Annotated in this window: 19 protein-coding genes; 8 read left to right on the forward strand and 11 right to left on the reverse strand. The window is 66.9% G+C overall.

Translation table 11 applies throughout. From position 1 onward, the window contains the following. Positions 1-11: 11 nt before the first annotated feature. The 3 genes from KF745_03545 to KF745_03555 form a co-directional block, all read right to left on the reverse strand. Positions 12-578 (reverse strand): hypothetical protein, encoded by a 567-nt coding sequence (locus tag KF745_03545; protein ID MBX3357481.1) that lies wholly within the window; start codon positions 576-578, stop codon positions 12-14. Positions 579-676: 98 nt separating this feature from the next. Beyond that, a complete protein-coding gene (locus tag KF745_03550; GenBank protein MBX3357482.1) occupies positions 677-898 on the reverse strand; it encodes a DUF2934 domain-containing protein in 222 nt (73 codons plus the stop codon). A 155-nt stretch (positions 899-1,053) separates the two neighbouring features. After that, a complete protein-coding gene (locus KF745_03555) occupies positions 1,054-2,106 on the reverse strand; it encodes a hypothetical protein (protein ID MBX3357483.1) in 1,053 nt (350 codons plus the stop codon). Between the two features lie 78 nt (positions 2,107-2,184). Here KF745_03555 and KF745_03560 point away from each other — a divergent pair, with 78 nt between their 5' ends. Both KF745_03560 and hutI read left to right on the forward strand, forming a co-directional pair. Further along, positions 2,185-3,138, forward strand: coding sequence for a formimidoylglutamase (locus KF745_03560; protein MBX3357484.1), 954 nt, complete (start codon positions 2,185-2,187; stop codon positions 3,136-3,138). After that, positions 3,135-4,358, forward strand: coding sequence for an imidazolonepropionase (hutI, locus tag KF745_03565; GenBank protein MBX3357485.1), 1,224 nt, complete (start codon positions 3,135-3,137; stop codon positions 4,356-4,358). The genes KF745_03560 and hutI overlap by 4 nt, the downstream gene beginning before the upstream one ends. On the opposite strand, the gene KF745_03570 is transcribed toward hutI, so the two are convergent. Next, positions 4,345-4,857, reverse strand: a complete 513-nt coding sequence (locus tag KF745_03570; protein ID MBX3357486.1) for a hypothetical protein — start codon at positions 4,855-4,857, stop codon at positions 4,345-4,347. The genes hutI and KF745_03570 overlap by 14 nt on opposite strands. Before the next feature lie 48 nt (positions 4,858-4,905). Beyond that, positions 4,906-5,724 carry a type I methionyl aminopeptidase gene (gene map / locus KF745_03575; GenBank protein MBX3357487.1) on the reverse strand — a complete coding sequence of 273 codons (819 nt, stop codon included), beginning with the start codon at positions 5,722-5,724 and terminating at the stop codon, positions 4,906-4,908. A 333-nt stretch (positions 5,725-6,057) separates the two neighbouring features. Between map and KF745_03580 the strand changes: the two genes are divergently transcribed. Further along, on the forward strand, positions 6,058-8,298 hold the full coding sequence (locus KF745_03580; protein ID MBX3357488.1) for a glutamine synthetase III: 2,241 nt from the start codon (positions 6,058-6,060) through the stop codon (positions 8,296-8,298). A gap of 77 nt (positions 8,299-8,375) precedes the next feature. Here KF745_03580 and KF745_03585 read toward each other — a convergent pair whose 3' ends face one another. After that, positions 8,376-8,741 carry a translation initiation factor gene (locus KF745_03585; GenBank protein ID MBX3357489.1) on the reverse strand — a complete coding sequence of 122 codons (366 nt, stop codon included), beginning with the start codon at positions 8,739-8,741 and terminating at the stop codon, positions 8,376-8,378. A gap of 125 nt (positions 8,742-8,866) precedes the next feature. Here KF745_03585 and KF745_03590 point away from each other — a divergent pair, with 125 nt between their 5' ends. From KF745_03590 to KF745_03600, 3 genes are all read left to right on the forward strand, one after another. Further along, a complete protein-coding gene (locus tag KF745_03590) occupies positions 8,867-9,880 on the forward strand; it encodes a haloacid dehalogenase-like hydrolase (protein ID MBX3357490.1) in 1,014 nt (337 codons plus the stop codon). A gap of 62 nt (positions 9,881-9,942) precedes the next feature. Continuing rightward, the gene (gene apaG / locus KF745_03595) at positions 9,943-10,386 is read left to right on the forward strand and encodes a Co2+/Mg2+ efflux protein ApaG (protein ID MBX3357491.1); all 444 of its coding nucleotides are present in this window, start codon (positions 9,943-9,945) and stop codon (positions 10,384-10,386) included. Between the two features lie 29 nt (positions 10,387-10,415). Next, positions 10,416-10,568 (forward strand): hypothetical protein, encoded by a 153-nt coding sequence (locus KF745_03600; GenBank protein ID MBX3357492.1) that lies wholly within the window; start codon positions 10,416-10,418, stop codon positions 10,566-10,568. Here the strand turns inward: KF745_03600 and KF745_03605 are convergent, their stop codons facing one another. Then, on the reverse strand, positions 10,569-11,318 hold the full coding sequence (locus KF745_03605; protein ID MBX3357493.1) for a hypothetical protein: 750 nt from the start codon (positions 11,316-11,318) through the stop codon (positions 10,569-10,571). Between the two features lie 612 nt (positions 11,319-11,930). Here KF745_03605 and KF745_03610 point away from each other — a divergent pair. After that, entirely contained in the window at positions 11,931-13,073 is a 1,143-nt protein-coding gene (locus KF745_03610) for a hypothetical protein (protein MBX3357494.1), read from the forward strand. A 14-nt stretch (positions 13,074-13,087) separates the two neighbouring features. Here the strand turns inward: KF745_03610 and KF745_03615 are convergent, their stop codons facing one another. The 3 genes from KF745_03615 to KF745_03625 are packed head-to-tail and all read right to left on the reverse strand — an operon-like array spanning position 13,088 to position 15,924. After that, positions 13,088-13,825 (reverse strand): DUF72 domain-containing protein, encoded by a 738-nt coding sequence (locus KF745_03615; protein ID MBX3357495.1) that lies wholly within the window; start codon positions 13,823-13,825, stop codon positions 13,088-13,090. Further along, entirely contained in the window at positions 13,822-15,240 is a 1,419-nt protein-coding gene (locus tag KF745_03620; GenBank protein ID MBX3357496.1) for a hypothetical protein, read from the reverse strand. The genes KF745_03615 and KF745_03620 overlap by 4 nt, the downstream gene beginning before the upstream one ends. A 27-nt stretch (positions 15,241-15,267) precedes the next feature. After that, a complete protein-coding gene (locus tag KF745_03625) occupies positions 15,268-15,924 on the reverse strand; it encodes a hypothetical protein (GenBank protein ID MBX3357497.1) in 657 nt (218 codons plus the stop codon). 577 nt (positions 15,925-16,501) lie between these two features. Between KF745_03625 and KF745_03630 the strand changes: the two genes are divergently transcribed. Then, on the forward strand, positions 16,502-16,930 hold the full coding sequence (locus KF745_03630; GenBank protein ID MBX3357498.1) for a hypothetical protein: 429 nt from the start codon (positions 16,502-16,504) through the stop codon (positions 16,928-16,930). Between the two features lie 581 nt (positions 16,931-17,511). On the opposite strand, the gene KF745_03635 is transcribed toward KF745_03630, so the two are convergent. Then, a complete protein-coding gene (locus tag KF745_03635) occupies positions 17,512-18,483 on the reverse strand; it encodes an NERD domain-containing protein (protein MBX3357499.1) in 972 nt (323 codons plus the stop codon). Between the last annotated feature and the right edge of the window lie 613 nt (positions 18,484-19,096).

A 19,096-nucleotide genomic window follows, 5' to 3' on the forward strand; every position in this document is an offset into this window, starting at 1 on the left:
ACGAGGAGTCCTCACGGGTCCACGACGAGCATCTTCGCCGCCTTCCCGTCGTTCCCGAAGACCACCACCCGGCTGGCGCCCTCGGCCCACCCCAGCACCGCCGACGGCCTCGCCTCGCTCGTATACGCGCTCACCGACCCGTTCCCAGCCTCCGCCGCAAGCGTCACCGACGGCGACGCACCAGTCCCGCCGAACACGTTCACGACGCCCCCGCCACCATCGGGCCTCCCCGAGATCTCAACAAGCCTGCCCCCCTTCGCATCAGCCAGCGCCAGCGCCCCGCTCCCGCTTCGTGTTGCCGCCAGCGTGGCCACCAGCGCCCCATCCACTCCCTGCACCGCCACCACCCCACCCGAAGCCGTTCCACCGATGGTCACGAGCGTCCGCCCCGCCTCGTCCACGACGTGCAGGCGGAGCACCCTCAACTCGTCGATCGGCGCCGGCGGCCCGCCCTCCGAACCACGGGCATAGCCCATGGCGGCTGCCCCCGCGGCGACCACCACCACGGCCAGCGACAGGGCGCGAAACCGGCCAACCGATCTCTCCAGCCGCTCGATCCGTCGTTCTGTCTCATCCATCGCCCGGCTCCCGTAGCAAACCAACCTCTCCGCCGCGGACTCAGCCGCAACGGTCGATCGCATTATGCCACGGATTGCGGCGAGCGTCCTACGCGGTCCTAACGACCACTAAGCTCACGCTCCGCCTGCAGCCAGTCCGATTCCGGCGTGCCGTTCACGCCGCGCCGGCTTAGGTACAGCTCGTAGGCCCGCTTGCGAACCTCTTCCAGGGTCGGTCGGCGGGGCGCCGGCGAGGGCTGATTGGGCGGCGTCGGACGCACGCTCGGCGTGCTCTGAGCGACTGCCTTGGGTGTTGTCATCCGGGTGCTGGTACGTGCCATGACCTGAAAGCCTCCCTTGCTGTGTCAGTCGACGGGTGAAGGAGACGTCTCGGCGGCGCACAGATCCATCCGCGGTATTCACCGCGAGATCAACGGACTGTAGGCAGCAGCGGTCACTCGCCTGCCATAGACGATTCCGCTCTCGAAAAAGCAGCCTACTTCACCCCCACCACCATCGAATCAGGGCCACAGAGGTGCTCAACGCGGATCGACCGAAACCCGACTTCCTCCATCCAGCCGCGGCAGTCCGCCCCGCTGTAATCGAACCCGCCCGTCGTCTCGATGAGCATGTTCAGGCTCATCAGCAGCCCGAACGCGCTCTTTCGGCGTTCATCGTCGATGAGCGCCTCATACACAATCAGCGTCCCCCCCTTCGACAGCGCCGCGTAGCACTTCGCAAGGATCGCCTTCTTCTGCTCAAGGTCCCAGTCATGCAGGATGTGCCCCATGATCAGCACGTCCGCACCGGGCAGGGGATCCTTGAAGAAGTCCCCCGGATAGAACGCAAGCCTCTCGGCAAGCCCGAAGGATCTGGCGTACTCCTCAAAGATCGGGCCGACGACCGGCAGATCAAAGTTGCCGCCGGTCAGATGCCCGTGCGCCAGAGCCACTTGAACCGGCACGGCTCCCTGCGCTCCCCCGATGTCCACGAACGTGCGATGGTCGCGCCACGGGAACTTCTCCGCGATCGCTCTCGCGGCGCCCAGGCTGATCCCCGTCATCCCCGAGAGGAACTGCCGCAGCCGGGAAGGCTCGCTGTACAACTCCTCGAAGAGGTTCTGGCCGGACTTGGCCTCGTTCTGCGGCTGCCCGGTCCGGAGCGCCTCGCCGAGGGAACCCCAGTACGGATACAGCCGCGCCCCCGCCATCTCCAGGATCCCACCGACATACGACGGCTTCGCCCGGTCCAGGAACAAGTCCGTTTCCGGTGTATTCCGGTACTCGCGCTGCGGTTGATCGTCCCGATCGAGCATCCCAAGGGCCACCAGCGCATCAAAGAAGTCCGCCGCGCCCCTCGGATGCAGCCCAAGCCGGGTCCGCAACTCCTCGGCGCCGAGCGCCCCGCGGGCGAGGGTCGAAAACACGCCGAGTTCGATCGCTGTCAGCAGCGTCTTCGATCCCCAGAAGCCGAGCCCCAACTGCATAATGGAATCCGGCGTAGGTGCCGGCACGGGTCCGACCGATGGCGCAACGTGGCTCTCAATCATGCCGGCAGGGTACCCGGCATCCCAAGCCCGAACTCAACGGCTCCGCCGCCCCCAACCATCCGGCGGTAACCTACCTGCGTGATCCCCCATGTCGCCCCCCCATTCTGGCCCGAGACCCCGCCCGGCAGGCTCGCCGCGGCGATCTACCGGAACTCCACCGATCTCATCGATCGGCCCGAGGCCCTCCAGGAAGCCGCGGCCAAGTGCCGGATCGGGCTCATCGGCCTCCCTGACGACACCGGAATCGAACTCAATCACGGCCGGCCCGGGGCCCGCACCGGACCGCACGCCCTCCGCGCAGCGCTCGCCAGGTACGGCGTGGCCACTCCAATGCCCGATCCGGCCCGCGCCTCGATCGACCCGCCCTCTTTCCCGCGACTCTTCGACGTCGGCGACATCATCCCGGCGGAGACGCTCGCCGAGACCCACGACCGCGTCTCCGCGGCCGTCGCCGCCGTACTCGATCTCGGCCTGTTCCCCATCGCGATCGGCGGGGGCCACGACCTCACCTTCCCGTTTGTCCGCGCCGTGGCCCGCCGGCACGGGCCGCTCCGCGGCATCTATTTCGATGCGCACCTCGATGTCCGCCCCACCGAAGGATCGGGCATGCCGTTCCACCGGCTGCTGAGCGAGGGGCACGCCGCCGCCCTCACCTGCATCGGCATCAATCCGCTCGCCAACTCCCGTGAGCACTTCGATTGGTACACCGCCAACGGCGGCAACTTCGAAGTCTTTGCTCCCGATCAGTGGCCCCGTTCCGGAAGCGCCGGCCAGTTCGTGAGCCTTGATCTCGACGTGATCGACTCATCGCAGGCCCCCGGCGTCAGCGCAATGAACCCGTGCGGCCTCTCGGCACGAGAGATTGCAGACTACGTCCGCTCGGCCGGTCGATGCCCGAGCGTCGCCTGCTTCGACATCATGGAACTCTCCCCGCCCCACGACGAGAACTCCCGCACCGCCCGCCTTGCGGCGCACCTGCTCCTCCAGTTCCTCCTCGGTTTCGCCGAGCGGCCCGCAACGGAGACGCCATGAAGATCGTCATCCGCAACGCCAGGGTCGTGACGACCGACGGCTCCGACCCCGCCGCCCGCCGCGGCGGCGAAATGTCCGGCCTCCGGGTCCTCCCCTGCGCTCGCGTATGGATCAAGGACGGCCTTATCGACTCGATCGATGCGGACCCCGGCGAAGATTCGCCCGAAGACTGGCGTGACCTCGACGCCGCCGGCAGGGTCGTCATGCCCGCGTTCATCGATTGCCACACCCACGCGTGCTTCGCCGGCGACCGCCTCGACGAGTGGGAAATGAAGCGCCGCGGCGCGGCCTACCTCGACATCCTGCGCGCCGGCGGCGGGATCATGTCGACCGTTCGGGCCGTCCGGGCCGCGTCACAGGAGCAACTCGCGGAACTGCTCCTCGTCCGGCTAACCGCCATGCTCAACCACGGCACGGGCACCGCCGAGGTCAAGTCGGGATACGGCCTCACGACCGGGGACGAACTCAAGATGCTCCGCGCGATCCGCGACGCCGGAGCCCTCTGGCCGGGGACCGTCGTCCCCACCGCGCTGCTCGGCCACGCGATCGACCCCGACCAGCCCGACTTCGTCGACCGCACGATCCGCGAGACCCTCCCCGCCGTCTCCGCGGAGTTCCCGGGCATCACCATCGACGCCTTCTGCGAGGCCGGCGCCTGGACACTCGCCGACACCCTGCGCCTCTTCGAGCGGGCGCTCGAACTCGGACACCCCCTCCGCGTCCACGCCGACCAGTTCAACTCGCTCGGGCTCATCGGCCACGCCGCCCGTCTCGGCCTCCGCTCGATCGACCACCTGGAGGCGAGCGACGCAAGGGCGCTCACGGAGCTCGCCGCATCCGGCGCTGCGGGCGTCGTGCTCCCCTGCTGCGGCCTCCACGTCGACGGCCGGTACGCCGATGCTCGATCCCTGATCGATCGCGGCGGCGCCGTCGCCGTGGCGACCAACTTCAACCCGGGGTCCGCGCCCTGCTACGCCGTGCCGATGGCCGTCGCCCTCGCCGTTCGATTCAACCGCCTGACCCCCGCCGAGGCGATCACGGCCACCACCGCCAACGCCGCCGCCATCCTCGACTTCACCGATCGCGGCCGGCTCGAAGCCGGCCTCCGGGCCGACATCATCATGCTGCGCCACCGCGATGAACGACTGCTCGCCCACGACTTCGGCGACAACCCCGTCGACGCGGTGATCGTCGGAGGCCGGATCATCAGGCACGCCTGATGACGATGACCTCCGGGTCGCTCGACCCCTCCAGCCCGATGCGGCCCGCCCGCCACGCCGCCCCGCACTCGGGACACTCGACTCTCAAGTCCGCCTGCGCCTCGAGCCCGGCAAGGTCATAGCCGCACGCCGGGCATCGCCCGCGCCGCAGCAGCGCCTCCTCCGCCATGTCCGACGCCCTCCCCGCGATCAGCACCCCCGCCCGCACCGCGACAATGCCGACCATGAGCAGCGGGGCCGCAACCGGGCCGAGAACCAGCACGCCCAGCCCGATCGCCCCATCGTGCACGAAGACCGCCGCCAGCACCCCGATCAGCAGCGCCGCCGCGAAGACCAGCCACGTTGACGGCCGCCTCGCCACGCCCACAACCACCCTGAAGTTCTCTCGTCGAGTTCTCGCCCGGACCTGCTCCCACCACAGCGCGGCCGCCGGCCTGAGCCCGGAGAACCGCACCCACACCGGCCGGTCGCGGTCATCGGTGGATCGGATGAACAGCACGCACCCGAATCGTGCCCGGACCCCCGCGCGTTTCAAGCGGCCCCCGCCTTACCCGACGAGGTCCGGCAGGTCGTCGAGCCCCTCCGTCAGCACGCGCGGGCCCGTGTTCGTAATCAACACATCGTGCTCGTAGTGAACCGCCAAGGACCTGTCCGCGGTATAGATCGGCCATTCCCGCGAAGGCTGGTTGATCTGCGATGTGCCGATCGCGATCATCGGCTCCACCGCCAGCAACATCCCCGGCTCGCACGCCCGCGACGAATCGGGCCACTCCCCCGCATACGTCGAGACCACGTTGCTCACAAACGGCGATTCGTGGAGCCGCCGCCCGTAGCCATGCCCCCCTAGCCCGCGGACGAGGTGAAACCCGTACTGCTTCTCCACCACCGCCTGCACCGCCCTCGCCCAGTGCAGCAGCGTGTTCCCCGGACGAAGCTCGGCAACCCCCGCCCGGAGCGATTCCCGCCCGGACGCCATCAGCCGCCGGGCCTGCTCCGACGGGTACTCCTTGAACGCATAGGTCCACGCCGCGTCGCCGATCCACCCAGCCTTGACCACCCCGATGTCGATCTTGAGCACGTCCCCCACCCCCATCGGCTTCTCGTAGTAGCCCGCCGTGCCGTGGACGATGCACTCATTCACGCTCAGGCAGGCGTGCGACGGAAACGCCGGCGACTTGGGCACCCGGTACCCCAGGAAGCACGACCGAGCCCCAAGGTCCGCGAGCGTCGTCGCTACAAACTGGTCGATCTCCGGCAGCCGCTGGCCAACCCGCAGAAACCCAACCAACCGGCGGTGCGTCTCGACAACGCACTGGGCCGCGGCAAACGCCGCCTCAACTTCCTGGGCCGTCGGACACTTCGCCATAACGTCCCGCCATGGTACGCGGAGGCGACCCGCGTCACCGGTGCGATCCTCCGCTCAGTCCGTTCGCGTATCGATGCAAGCCGGACCATCCCTCCAGCGTCACCACGATTCCCAGCCTTTTCCCTAGCGCGAAACCTCTGCGCCGCGCCAAGCGAGCATCACCTCGCTTTCGCCAACATTCCCATTCCACCAATCCTTGTGAACGCCACTCGACCCTCCTATGGTTGATCCCGTTCGCGGCCCCGGCCTCTCGAACGCCGGGCCGATTCGCACATCGCGCCCTGGTGTTGAGGCGCGCAGAGCCTACGAAAGGGGTTCAGAACCATGGGATCTATGAACGGAAGCCGTCCAGGCGTTGCTCATCATGCTGCGCGTTCTGAGGCCGTCGCCGCTGCGACGAACTGGACGCAGCGGCAGCGTGATGACGGGTACGCCGGCTCCGCCAACCCCGGCTCCGCCCGCCGGCTGGATTCCGTGTTCGGCTCGGACGTCTTCTCCGAGCGCGTCATGCGCCAGCGGCTCCCCAAGGACGTCTTCAAGCGCCTGATGCAGACGCTCCAGAGGGGCACCACGCTCGACCCGGAGATCGCCGACATCGTCGCCGCCGCGATGAAGGACTGGGCCATCGAGCAGGGCGCTACCCACTACACCCACTGGTTCCAGCCCCTCACCGGTCTCACCGCCGAGAAGCACGACTCGCTCATGGTCCCCGACGGCCACGGCGGCATGCTCTTCGAGTTCTCCGGCTCCGCCCTCGTCCAGGGCGAGCCGGACGCCTCGTCCTTCCCCTCCGGCGGCCTGCGCGCCACCTTCGAGGCCCGCGGCTACACCGCCTGGGACGCCACCAGCCCCGCGTTCCTGACCCGCGGCGAGAACAACGTCACCCTCTGCATCCCCACCGCCTTCGTCTCCTGGAACGGCGAGGCCCTCGACAAGAAGACCCCACTCCTCCGATCGATGCAGGCCCTCTCCGAACAGGCCATGCGGATCCTCCGCATCTTCGGCACCGACTCCGGCGTCTCCCGGATCATCACCACCCTCGGCCCCGAGCAGGAGTACTTCCTCGTCGACCGCAACCTCTACTTCGCCCGGCCCGACCTCTCGACGTGCGACCGCACGCTCTTCGGCGCCCGCCCCCCCAAGGGCCAGCAGATGGAGGACCACTACTTCGGGTCGATCCCGCCGCGCGTCCTCGCGTTCATGACCGAGGTCGAGCGCGAGCTCTACCGAATGGGGGTCCCCGTCAAGACCCGCCACAACGAGGTCGCCCCCGGCCAGTACGAGATCGCCCCGCTCTTCGAGACGACCAACATCGCCTGCGACCACCAGATGGTTCTGATGGAGACCATCCGCCGCGTCGCGCCCCGCTACGGCCTGCAGGCGATCATGCACGAAAAGCCCTTCGCCGGTATCAACGGCTCGGGCAAGCACAACAACTGGTCGATGTCGACCGACACCGGCGTCAACCTCCTCGATCCGCGCGACGACGCCCACACCAACATGCAGTTCCTCGTCTGCCTCTGCGCGGTCATCCGCGCCGTGGACCTCCACGCCGACCTGCTGCGCGCGTCGATCGCGTCCGCCGCCAACGACCACCGCCTGGGGGCCAACGAGGCGCCCCCCGCCATCATTTCCATCTTCCTCGGCGACATGCTCAGCGACATCATCGACCAGCTCGAATCGGGCCACGCCAAGCGCACCCTTAAGGGCGGCGCTCTGGACCTCGGCGCCCGCACCCTCCCCCAGATCCCGCGCGATTCCGGCGACCGCAACCGGACGAGCCCCTTCGCGTTCACCGGTAACAAGTTCGAGTTCCGCGCCGTCGGCTCCTCGGCGACCAGCGCCTGGCCCAACACGGTGCTCAACACCATCGTCTGCGAGAGCCTCGACGCGATCGCGACCATGCTCGAGAAGGCCGTCGGCAAGGACCGCAACCCCGCGAAACTCCAGGCCGCCGTCCGCACCGTGCTCCAGAAGATCATCAAGCAGCACAAGCGAGTCCTGTTCAACGGCGATAACTACTCCGAACAGTGGCACGCCGAGGCCGCCGCCCGCGGCCTGCCCAACCTCCGCGACACAGTCGAGGCCCTCCCCGTCCTCGGGAGCAAGAAGTCGATCGACCTCTTCAAGAAGTACAAGGTGCTCACCCGGCCCGAACTCGAGAGCCGCGTCCACATCATCGCCGAGAAGTTCGTCAAGGAGGTCACCATCGAGGCCGAGACCATGGTGTCGATGGCCCGCACGATGATCCTGCCCGCGTCGCTCCAGCACCTGGGATCCCTCGCCGAAACGGTCGCCGCGACCGAGACCGCCGGCGTCGATTGCTCCAGCCTGCGCGAGTCCCTCGAGGAGTTCGCGGCCAACATCGACCGCCTCCGCACCGCGTCGCACGACCTCGAGCAAACCCTCGACCACAACGGCAACGGCGACGCCATGGCCCACGCCAGGCACGTCAAGGCCAAGATCCGCCCCGCCATGGCCGAACTCCGCCTCGCCGCCGACGAACTCGAGCGCCTCGTCCCCGCCAACCTCTGGCCCATGCCCACCTACCGCGACCTGCTCTTCATCAAGTAGCCGCGGCGAACCATCGATGCTTGCGGGCGGCCGGTTCATCACCGACCGCCCGTTTTCTTTGCGTGCAACGACCCCGCCTACCCCCCAGCCGCCTTCGCCGGATACCCAAGCGACTTCAGGTGCTCGATCACCCGGTCCCGGTGATCCCCCTGCAACTCAATCGTCGAGCCCGAGACCGTCCCGCCGGTTCCGAACGTCGTGCGGAAGTGCTTCAGCAGCGCCGGCAGGTCATCCGTCCGCGCCGATCTCACCGCAAACCCCGCAGCCACCGTGACCACCTTCCCCGATCGCTTCTCCCGCCGAACCCGCACGGCCTGGTCTTTCGGATCCAGCACCCGTCCCGTCCCCCGGTCCCGCGGGCACACGCACGCCCCCAGCGCCAGCCCACACCGCTCACACGTCACCGGCTGCTCCAACGGTGTTCCCGCAAAGAGTCCCGACATCGCCGCTCCACCTCATCTCATACGTGATCACCGCACCCCATCGCGGGCACCCCGCCCAACCCTCCATGCAGGTGACGACGGTACTGTACCCATGACGCCCTCAGCAACGGGCCGTGGAGCTCGCCATGAACCGCACCGCTGTCGCCATGCTCGCCTGCCTTCTCCTCGCCACCACCCTCCTCGGCCTCGCCTCGCCGCGCGCCGTCGACCCCCTTCCCTCATGGAACGACGGCCCAGCCAAGCAGGCCATCATCACCTTTGTCACGAACACCACCTCCCGCGGCAACCCGGACTTCGTCCCCGCCCCCGAGCGCATCGCCACCTTCGATCAGGACGGCACCCTCTGGGTCGAGCACCCCGTCTACACCCAACTCGCCTACTGCTTCGACCGCGTTCCCATCGTCGCACAGCAGCGCCCCGAGCTCCGCGACCGCGAACCCTTCAAGACCGTCCTCTCCGGAGACCGCAAGGCCATTGCCGCCCTCTCCATGGACGCCCTCATGGAGATCCTCGCCGCCACCCTCACCGGCATGACCGTCGACCAGTTCCGCGAGGATGTCGATCACTGGCTCACGACCGCCCGCCATCCGCGCTGGAACCGCCCCTACACCGACCTCGCCTACCAGCCGATGAAGGAAGTTCTCACCTACCTCCGCGACAACGGCTACAAGACCTTCATTGTCACCGGCGGCGGGCAGGACTTCGTCCGCGTCTTCGCCGAGCGCGTCTACGGCATCCCGCCCGAACAAGTCGTCGGCTCCATCGCCGCGACCAAGTTCGGCTATGACGCGGCGGGCGCCCCCATCCTCACCAAAGAGCCGCACCTCCTCCTCAACGACAACGACGGCGGCAAGCCAGAGGGCATCCACCTCATGATCGGCCGCCGCCCTCACGCCGCCTTCGGCAACTCCGACGGTGACCGCCAGATGCTCGAGTACACCACCGCCGGCCCCGGCGCCCGCCTCGGCATGCTCCTCCTCCACAACGACGCCGACCGCGAGTACGCCTACGGGCCCGCCCTCGGCCTTCCCGAGACCCACATCGGCGAGTTCCCCCAATCCCTCTACGACGAGGCCCAGAAGCGCGGCTGGACCGTTATCCGCATGAAAGAGGACTGGAACCGCATCTTCTCCTTCTGATCCGCCCCTTGCACCCCGCTCCCCCTACTCTTCCCCGCGGCAAGGCCCGCAGGGAATCTCCAATGCCCCAACGATCCTCCCCACTCGCCAGATCCCCCGACTCCACCCGTCTGGGCTCGGACACCACCACGCGCGGCATCCGCATCACCGTTACCCCTCGATTCCTCCCCGAACAGTCCGGTGAAGGCGAATCTTGGCAGGGCCGCCGCTGGGTCTTCGCCTACGACATCCGCATCACCAACGACGGCGCCATCCGCGCCAAACTCCTTTCCCGCCATTGGCTTATCGTCGACTCCGACGGCGAACGCCACGAGGTCCGCGGCGAAGGTGTCGTCGGCCACCAGCCCGACCTCGCCCCCGGCGAGTTCTTCGAGTACACCAGTTCCTGCCCCCTGGGAACCCCCTGGGGAACCATGGAAGGTGAGTACCAGTTCGAGGACGCCCACGGCGAAAAATTCGACGCCATCGTCGGCCGTTTCTTCCTGGTCTCACCTCCCGACGCCTGAGCGCACCTGCCAGTACCCGGATCGCGCCAATGAAGAACGGGAGCGAGAACGTCACCCGCCTCAACGCCAGTTGGGGCGACAGCCTGATGAACAAACTCCCCTCGCGCAGCCGCAAACGCCGCAAGCGGGAAGCCAGCAAGAAGCGGCGCGTGCGGTCACGCCAATCGCTCTCGGCTGAATAATCACCGCCTCCGACGCGCCGCCATCACCCCGCCCGCGGCGAGCAGCCCGAGCACGCCGGGTGCCGGCACCGCGGGGATCCGCGGCTCCGAAACATCCGTCCCGTACTGCAGAAGCACGTTCGAGATCGAGTCGAGCGAGAAGTTGGCCGGCAGCCCCGTCAGCGTGAACACCACGGCGTTCTTGATGAGCCCCCCGCTCCCCGTGATACCGCCGTTCCCCGTCGCCGTGTTGTCGCCGGCGGAAAGCAACCCGTACTGCAGCCCGTCGGGGCTCGTGGGCGGCGCCAGGTCCGGGCCCGGGAACAAATCGCCCGGCCCAAACAGGTCGATGCCCGTAGAACTGATCCCGAAAGAGGCGCCGTTGAACGACAGGCCGGACCTGTACGCCCACTCGCCGCCGATGACGCCCCCCGCCGGCTGGCCATCCGGATCATAAAACACCGTGGACCCCGGCGCCAGCAGCCCGCTCGTTCGCGTAAGCGACGAGGCGCCGATGTTCATCGACCAGAACACCGCCGTCAGCACGTCCGAAGGCACGGTGACGTCGCTCGTCGCCGTGTTGGTCAGCGTCACGATCAGCGCGTTGCCGCTGATCGCGAACTCAACACTCCCCGCGATTGGGTTGTTGTTGTTGATGGGATTCACCCCCGACCCGGTGAACGTCACGCTCCCTTCCGCCACCGACACCACAGCCCCCGCGGCCCAAAGAACGGCAGCGCAGCCGAACGAACGCAACAACATGGAACGCATGTCTCTCTCCCTCTCTCAATCATGACGGCCAGTCCGCACCCGAGGAAAACCCCGAGCGCTGTAGTAAATGTGCCCCAAAATCAGCGAGCAGAATAGAGAAATCCAGCATTTGTACTAAACGGGCAACAACTCTGGAAGTCTGGGCAATCTGCCCACCAATCACACACCGGTTATCGCACCCACCAGCGGCTCAGCCCGACACCCACACGAGCCGCCGTCAGATCCCCCACTCCGCCCGAAGCCGTTGGCAACGGCGGAGCAACTGGTGCCTTCGGTAGCGAACGAAGAGCGGAATCACCGCGACACCGACCGGGATCACCGCCCAGCGCGAGAGCCTGTACACCTCGGGCTCCCGAGTGGGAACCAGCCTCCAACGCTGAATCGCCCCCTCCATCTCCGTGGCATCCAAATCAACCAGGTGCCGCTCCCATCCATGCCGCACCTGCCCGCGAAGCACGATGGATGGAGCAAACCGTCGGAGTATCCCGCACACACCGACCCATGTCATCTCAGCGCGCGTCTGACCTGCACGCACACCTGTGCACGCTCACTTCGCTTGTTACATTCTCGTAGTCTTGACACGAATTCCCTGCCTCGGGTACACTGCCCTGCATGGTCGGGGGACACCACATTCCATCGCCCCGCACGCCTTCCGGCAGTGCTGCCGCGTGGCTTGCAGTCGCAATCCTTGCGATCGCCTCCGCCATCGCACCGGCCCCGCCGATCGAACCCGCGCCGCTCGGCAGCACGCCCCAGTCCCCAGCCCTTGGCCCCGAGCCCCGCGTATTCACCTCATCCGTCCTCGGCGTCTCGCTTCAATACCCAGGCTCTTGGCCCCGCTTCTACGGGACGTGCACCTCGGTCGACTCCTCGTACCACCCCCGTGCAGGCCCTGCCACCAACGACACTAATCACTGGATACTCAGTATCTACCCGCCCGAAGATGCTCCCGCTCCACATCCCGGCGCGGAGCCGCGCTGCACTCTGAACCTCTCTGTCGTCGAATCGCCATCCCCCTCCGCCCGCCGCTACCTCGCGGAGCACAACAACAACATCCTGCTCACAACGGACTTTGAGTTCGCCGACGGTCGCCGCGGCAAACGATTCCTTGCGCCCGATTCCTCGCATGTCATCTATCTTCTCGAGGCCTTTCCCGACCGCCTTATCGTCATCAGCGCCTACAGCGTTGCACCCTCGCGACTGCCCGATGTCGACGCGATCGCCGCGACAGCCCGTGCCTTCCCCGTCGTCCGCGAGCGACCGACCCCGGGTGTCTGGAAGACCTTCCGCGGCGAGGACGCCCACTTCGATTACCCCGGCGAATGGCTCCGTTCGGCATCGCTCGACGACGAGAAACCCAGCGGCCGCTTGATCTCACCCCCACTCCTTCCCTCACGTCCCGGCATCAGGCCCCAGCCACGGCCGTCGCTCTTCTTTGGATCTTCATCGATCGGCGTTCCCGACAACCAGTCCATCACGCCCGAGCAACTCATCGCAATCCCTGATTTCTGGAGGGCGACGAACGAGTATGAGATCGACGCCCGCCCCTTCACTAATGCCCGCGGCCAGCAGGGCCTCCGGATTGACCGCACCAGGATCCCCAAGGCCGGGCGCGCACCTGTTACCTCCTCCGAGGCCATCTTCATCTTTCACGTCAAGGATGGCACCCTGCGCGTGCTCACCGTCCGCACCACCCCGAACGAGCCTCCCAACCTCGTCCCGCGCATCGAACAATCATTCGAGTTCGACGAGTGACCCGCCCCGCGTCACTACACCCTTCGCCGCGTCGTTTTCTTCGCCGCCCCACCCTCCCCCGCCAAGTCCAGGAGCTTCGCCGCCAGTTTCGGCCCCGTTCCCTCATCCTCGTGCTTGAAGAACACGAACACATCGCTCCAATCCGTTCCCTGCACCCTCGCGAGCCAAGCCTTGAGTTCCTTCGGGCCGTAATCCGGCCGCCGCAGCCGCAGGTAGCCGAATCCCGACGTCGACACGAAGGGCGGCTCCACGCCGTCCTCGGCCTCCGCCAGGCACAACGCCGTGTTGTGCTCGCGCAGCAGCCCGAGCACCTCGTCATCAAACCACGAGGCATGGCGGAACTCGACGGCCGTTTGCCGACCCCGCGGCAGCAGCGCCAGGAAGTCCCGCAGACGAGGCACATCCTTTTTCATATTTGGCGGCAACTGGAACAGCACCGGGCCCAACCGATCGCCCAGCACCGCGGCGACCTTGAACAGATCTGTCACCGTTTCCTCGGACCCCTTGAGCCGCTGGAAGTGCGTGATCCGCTGCGGAGCCTTCAGCACAAACCGAAACCCGGGCGGCACCTCCGCGGCCCACGATTCGAGCACCGACACTGTCGGCATCCGGTAGAACGAGTTGTTGATCTCGACGGCGCGGAATCGCTCGCCGTAGAAGCGCAGCATCGCCTTGGCCGGCAGGTCCTCGGGATAGAACGAGCCCTTCCATTCCTTGTACGCGAACCCGCTGGTGCCGACGTAGAAGTTCATGGGTCGCGGGAGTCTACCACCGGTGGATTCAGGGCCGCGGCGAGCCGGGCGCGCAGGTCGTTGTCGGCCTCGCCAAGGATCGCCGCGTGCCGCTGCCGCGGCTGGCCGGCGACGAGGGCGGTGGTCACGAGCGACCGGCGTGCGAGCGGGGTGCCGGCCTGCTTGAGCAGCAGGTCCGCGATCTGCCATGCGTCGCCCTCGCGCCCGGCGCGGAGGCAGGCGGCGTGCAGGCGGCAGGCCTCGTCGACGAGGTACGTCCGGACGAACGCCTGCAGGCCGGGCCAGTCCTCCGGCTGGACGTTCCGGGGGCGGGCGCCCGCCGCGATAGCGGCGATCCGGGAGATGCGGCCGACGGGGTCCTTGCCGAGTTCGTAGCTGTCGGCCAGGCGCTCTCGCGCGAGCATGAGGTTGTACGCGATCTTGTCGGCGCGCGGCATCATCGCGGCTTCGGCGTCGCTGTTGATGACCATGTTGAACCACTCGACGACGAGTTCGTCGTCGGCGACCATCGAACCCAGGACGCCCCACTCGACCATCTCGTCGTAGTCGGCCCAGAGCATGCGGGCGCTGCGGGCATCGCGGATCTGGGTGAATCGCTCCTTGGCGCCGGGGCGGCGGGAGGCGAGGTCGGCGATCTCGGAAGCCAGGGCGCCGCGGCGGGCGGGGCCGAAGGCGGGGTCGAGTTCGGCGGCGCGTTCCCAGAGCCAGGTGTAGAGGCCGGTCGCCGCGTAGAGGTTGCCGACGCGGACGGCGCGGCGGGCGTCGTCGAGACGCTGCCAGAGATCGACGGGGCCGTCTTCGGGGCCGGGGTCGCGGACGGACTCGCCGAGGCCGTCGTCCATGGCGTAGAAGCCGGTGGGCATCGGCGGGGGCTCGGGGGGCGGGTTCTTCAGGTTGTGGAACTCGTACCAGACGGGGTCGGTGGAACGGATCCGCTCCATGGCGAAGTCGGATTGGAAGAGGATGCTGACGGCGCCGGGGCAGATCTTCGGCGGCTTTGGGATCTTGCGGCCGCTGGTGAGTGCCGAGGGGAGCATCCCCTCGTTCGCCGCGTAGGGCGATTCCTCGCAGTACAGACGCTTCATGCACTTCTTGCCCTTGAAGATGGAGACGCCAGTGCATGGCGCCGGCACCTTGACGGCGATGCAGTGCCAGCGGATGTACGCGGCGAGGGTGGGGTTTCGCCACGTGTACTGCTCCATCCATGCCGCGTCGGCGCTGTTGGGCTCGTATTGGTAGAGGACCAGGAGGCGGTTTTGGCGGGCGGCTTCCTCCGCGGCTTCGGTCGGACCGAGGGTGGACCACTCCACAGCGGGCGCCATCTCAGCGAGGCGGTCCTGTGCGGAGGCCGGGGCGGGGGATGCAAAAATGACAGCGGCGCAGGTGAGTGCGAGGGCGGCGGCTGCGAATCGCATGCTGCAAAGCCTCCGACTGAGGCCGCTTCAAGGGGGCCGTGGCCTGTAACGCGCCGATGGTTGGACGCACAGGGCCCGGTCTGGTTCCCATGGGCGTCCGTACGGCTCGGTCCGCGGGCGGGCGCCGTCGCAGGCCGGCAGGGGCGTGGCCGCTTGGACGGTTGCCGGGATGGGGGACGGCACGGGGTTCGGATTGGGTGGTGGGTCCGCCACGGGAGCGGGTGGGGGCGGCGGGGCATGAGAGGGTGGTCGGGGCGCCGGGGACGCGGAGTAGGACGTGCCGCGGCGCGGGCCTGGGGTGAAGTTGGCGAGGCGCAGGAGGAGGGCGGCGGCGCGGCGGGCGGTTTCGCGGGAGCGGCGGCGGAGTTCGAGGCCGCGCTGGTCGCCGGGACGGACGGGGAAGTGGGATTCGTCTGAGTTGTGCTCGTCAATGGAACGGCCGAGCGCGATGGTCGCCGCGGGGAGGAAGTTGCTGGCGACGATGCGGGTGCGGCGGGCGATGGTGGATTCGATGTGATCTAATCGCTCGGCGATCTCGGGCTCGGCGAACCAGAGGACGAGGGCTTCGACGGTGGTGTTATGGAGATCGGCGACGTCGCGGAGGGTGAGGGTGGGGTCGGTGACGGAGTCGAGGATCTTGGCCGCGAGGTCGGGGGAGGGGTTGAAGGAGGGGAGGCTGAGCATGACCGACCAGAATACGGGTTTTTAACGGTGCGTCAATAGGGTTTTGATAGGAATGTGAAAAAGCCCGCAAGTGGTGACTTGGTGAGGAGTTGCGCGAGGGCCTTGCGGTGGGCGGAGGGTTGTGGGTGCAAAGGGAACCATGCTGACTCCCTCTGCGACTCCCTCCGGCGGGGAGTGGGTGTTGGGTTCGGTGGAGGGGGCAAAGCCGCGTTCCTGCATGTTTGCCTTGCTTCATCAATGAAACGCCGCGCCTTACCAGTTGAAGAGGCCCGGCAGACGAGATGGGTCAGTCGCCCCGCTAGTGTCCTGATCTGGGAAGTCGCAACTGTTCGGGGGAGGCGCGAATCGACTCCGGGGTATTCTGGAGTCGAGCGATGAGCACACGGAAGCCGTTGAACCTGACCGCAGTGGAACGGGAGGAACTGCGGGCCCTGGTCCGCCGCGGCGTGTTCACCAGCGTGGCGGCCCATCGTGCGGCTTCCTTCGGTTCACGACACTAGGCGAGAGGTCTCGAGTAATGACCATTGGTCTTCGCAGCGCATCTGAGTCGCGATGGAAGCCAAGCAGAGGCGATATCATGGCGATGTCTCTGCGGGACAACGAGTGGTTGTTCTCTAGAGTAATCAACACATCGGCTGTCGCTAGTCCGCTTGCCAATGATTGGCTTGGCACTTTACTGTATGTTTTTAAATACAAAAATAATCGACCATTGCCGCCACAAAGGCTTTTTGTCAACGACTTGCTGATGCCACCGGTGATTGTTTCAGGCGAACTTTGGCATCACAGATTGGTAGAATTAATTGACAACAGGGGGTTTTTTGATGGCGAATTATTTGATATACATTGCTTTCGATCATTAGTATTTACGACTCAGAGATACTATGACGAGCATGGGGTTGAGCTCGCATCGCGTGTGGAACCGTGTGGCCTCCAGGTATTGTACACTGCGCAGGGGCTTGCAAAGGAGATCACCAACGCGATCGGAGGCTTGCGCGGGCTGAAGTAGCCCAGTTGGAGGGGCGAGGTCTTCGATGGTCTCGTGCGGTGTGGTTGACCGTCACGTTGGCGTGGAGCTCGCGGCACACAGGTCGCCGAGTTGGGCAACAAGCTGCCCCCCGATTGGCAGGCTTTGATACGCCGACACCGCCGCCGCGGGCAATCTCCGCTCCGACCGCTTCTAGTACAACGATATCCGCCGCCTCCTGATCTACGTAGAGCTTGCACATGAAGGCGTTCGCCGTGTGCGTCCTGTGATCGCAGAGCACATGGGCAACGATGAATATCGGCTGATTGCGGCCGAGGGGGTGCAGCGGATGACGTCTGGGAGCTTACGGCTGGCAGTGTTGTTCGATGCCGGATGGAATCCTGGGAAGGTGGAGAGATCCGAGTTGCTCGTGAGTTGGTGCGCGGCGAGTGACGGCGGGCCGGTCGCCGCGCGAGCGGGCAACTCTGTGGTGAGTGGATGCGAGGCGACGGGTCGCGGATGCAGAGGGAACCCGCTGGTTCCCTCTGCAACTCCCTCCGGCGGGAAAGGCAGGCGTGCGGGGTTGGTCGGGTTCCGGGCCGCTGCCGGTGCGCCTTGCACGCTTAGCTTGTCCGCACAAAGACGGTGTGCTGGCGGCAGCCGTCGGGGCGGTCGCAGTCGCGGTAGAACTCGGCACCTCTCTTGCGGATCTTGGCGTGCTTGCCGCAGAGGGGGCAGGTGTAGGCGAGCGGAGAGTACTTGCCGCAGTCGGCGCACTTGAGGCAGTAGTCGCGTCTGTATTCCACCTGGACGTTGATGCTGCGGCACTTCGCGCAGGAGAGGGCTTCGAGGCGGTCGATGCGGATTGACGCGGCGGGAGTGGGCTGGGACGGGGCGCGGGTGGAGGTCGCTGGCGGGGTGTGCTGTTTCATCAGGTAGTCGGCGATGCGGGAGAGTTCCGCATCAGAGAGGGTGAAGTCCGTGGCCTCGTCGCCAATCCCTGCGCGGAGCATGCCCTTGAAGCCGCTGCCGCGGAGGTGGGTTGCGATCTGCTCGTTGATTCGCTTGGTGATCTGGTCGGCCTTGAGGACGCTTGTCTCGTAGGGCTTGGTGTGGCCTGCGAATCGGCCGTTGGTGCTGATGGCGACGAAGGTGAGGATGGGGAACGCGCCGAATCTCGTCTGCAGCAGGCCGAGCGTCTTGCTCATGAGTGGCGGCTCTGCCGTGTCCAAGAGGACTCGGAGCGAGCGGGCCTGGCGGTCTGCCTGTGCGAGGGGATCGGCGATGTTCTCGGGCTTGCCCGGGTTGGATCGCCACGTGCGCTGCCACTGGCCGAGGCGGTCGACGGTGAGTTTGCCGGAGACGCTCTTGGACTCGATGATGGCGATGCCGTGGCGGTAGAGGATGAGGTGGTCGATCTGGGTGAAGCCGCCCGCGCGGTCGGGGACACGCAGGCCATTGAAGACGTAGATGTCGACGGCGGTGTGGTACTCACGGGCGAGGAAGTGGGCGAGATCTTTCTCCGCTGTCCAGCCGGCGTGGTTGAGAATGTCGGTGGACCTGGGTTCGTGCTGGTCGAAGGGTTTCCGGATCATGGGCGACGAGACTAACGAACTCTCGAAGGGATGCAAGGGCGGGGGTGGGGGCCACAGATCTGTGGTGGTGGGTGGGGTTGGCGCGGGGTTAGTACGCGTGGCTGTTGCGGATGCAGAGGGAACCCGCTGGTTCCCTCTGCAACTCCCTCCGGCGAGGGGATCGTTGGGCGCTGCGCGGTGGTGCGGGGGGCGGGATGCACTGGCTCAACCGCAGAGCCGGTTGAGTCGGTGGCACGATGTCGGCGTCAACTGCCGGCCCTGGTCCAAGCCGCCCCCTCTCCTCCGGCTCACCGTCCGGCCGGTTCCGGAGAGCTGTGACGCGTTGGTGCTAACCCTGCCGCAGATTCGGGGCCCGCGCAATCGGAGGTCGATCGCGCTGGGGTCCGGCAGCGCCTGGTGGTCTTGCCGTTTACTTGGGGAGTGGCGGGGCCTGGGCGACGGCCCGGCTCGGAGATCCGGGCCACCAAGAGGGGAGGCCGAGGGCGGGGGTCAGCCGCAGGACCAGGCAAATGCGAGGGTGTCGGGGTGCCGCGAGCTGATGGTGAGCAGTATGTGGGCGGCTGGAGTGTGATCGTGCAGTGGGCTCTTGTGACCGATCTCCACGGCTGCATCT

It is taken from the genome of Phycisphaeraceae bacterium (genome assembly GCA_019636655.1).
Classification (GTDB): domain Bacteria; phylum Planctomycetota; class Phycisphaerae; order Phycisphaerales; family UBA1924; genus JAHBXB01.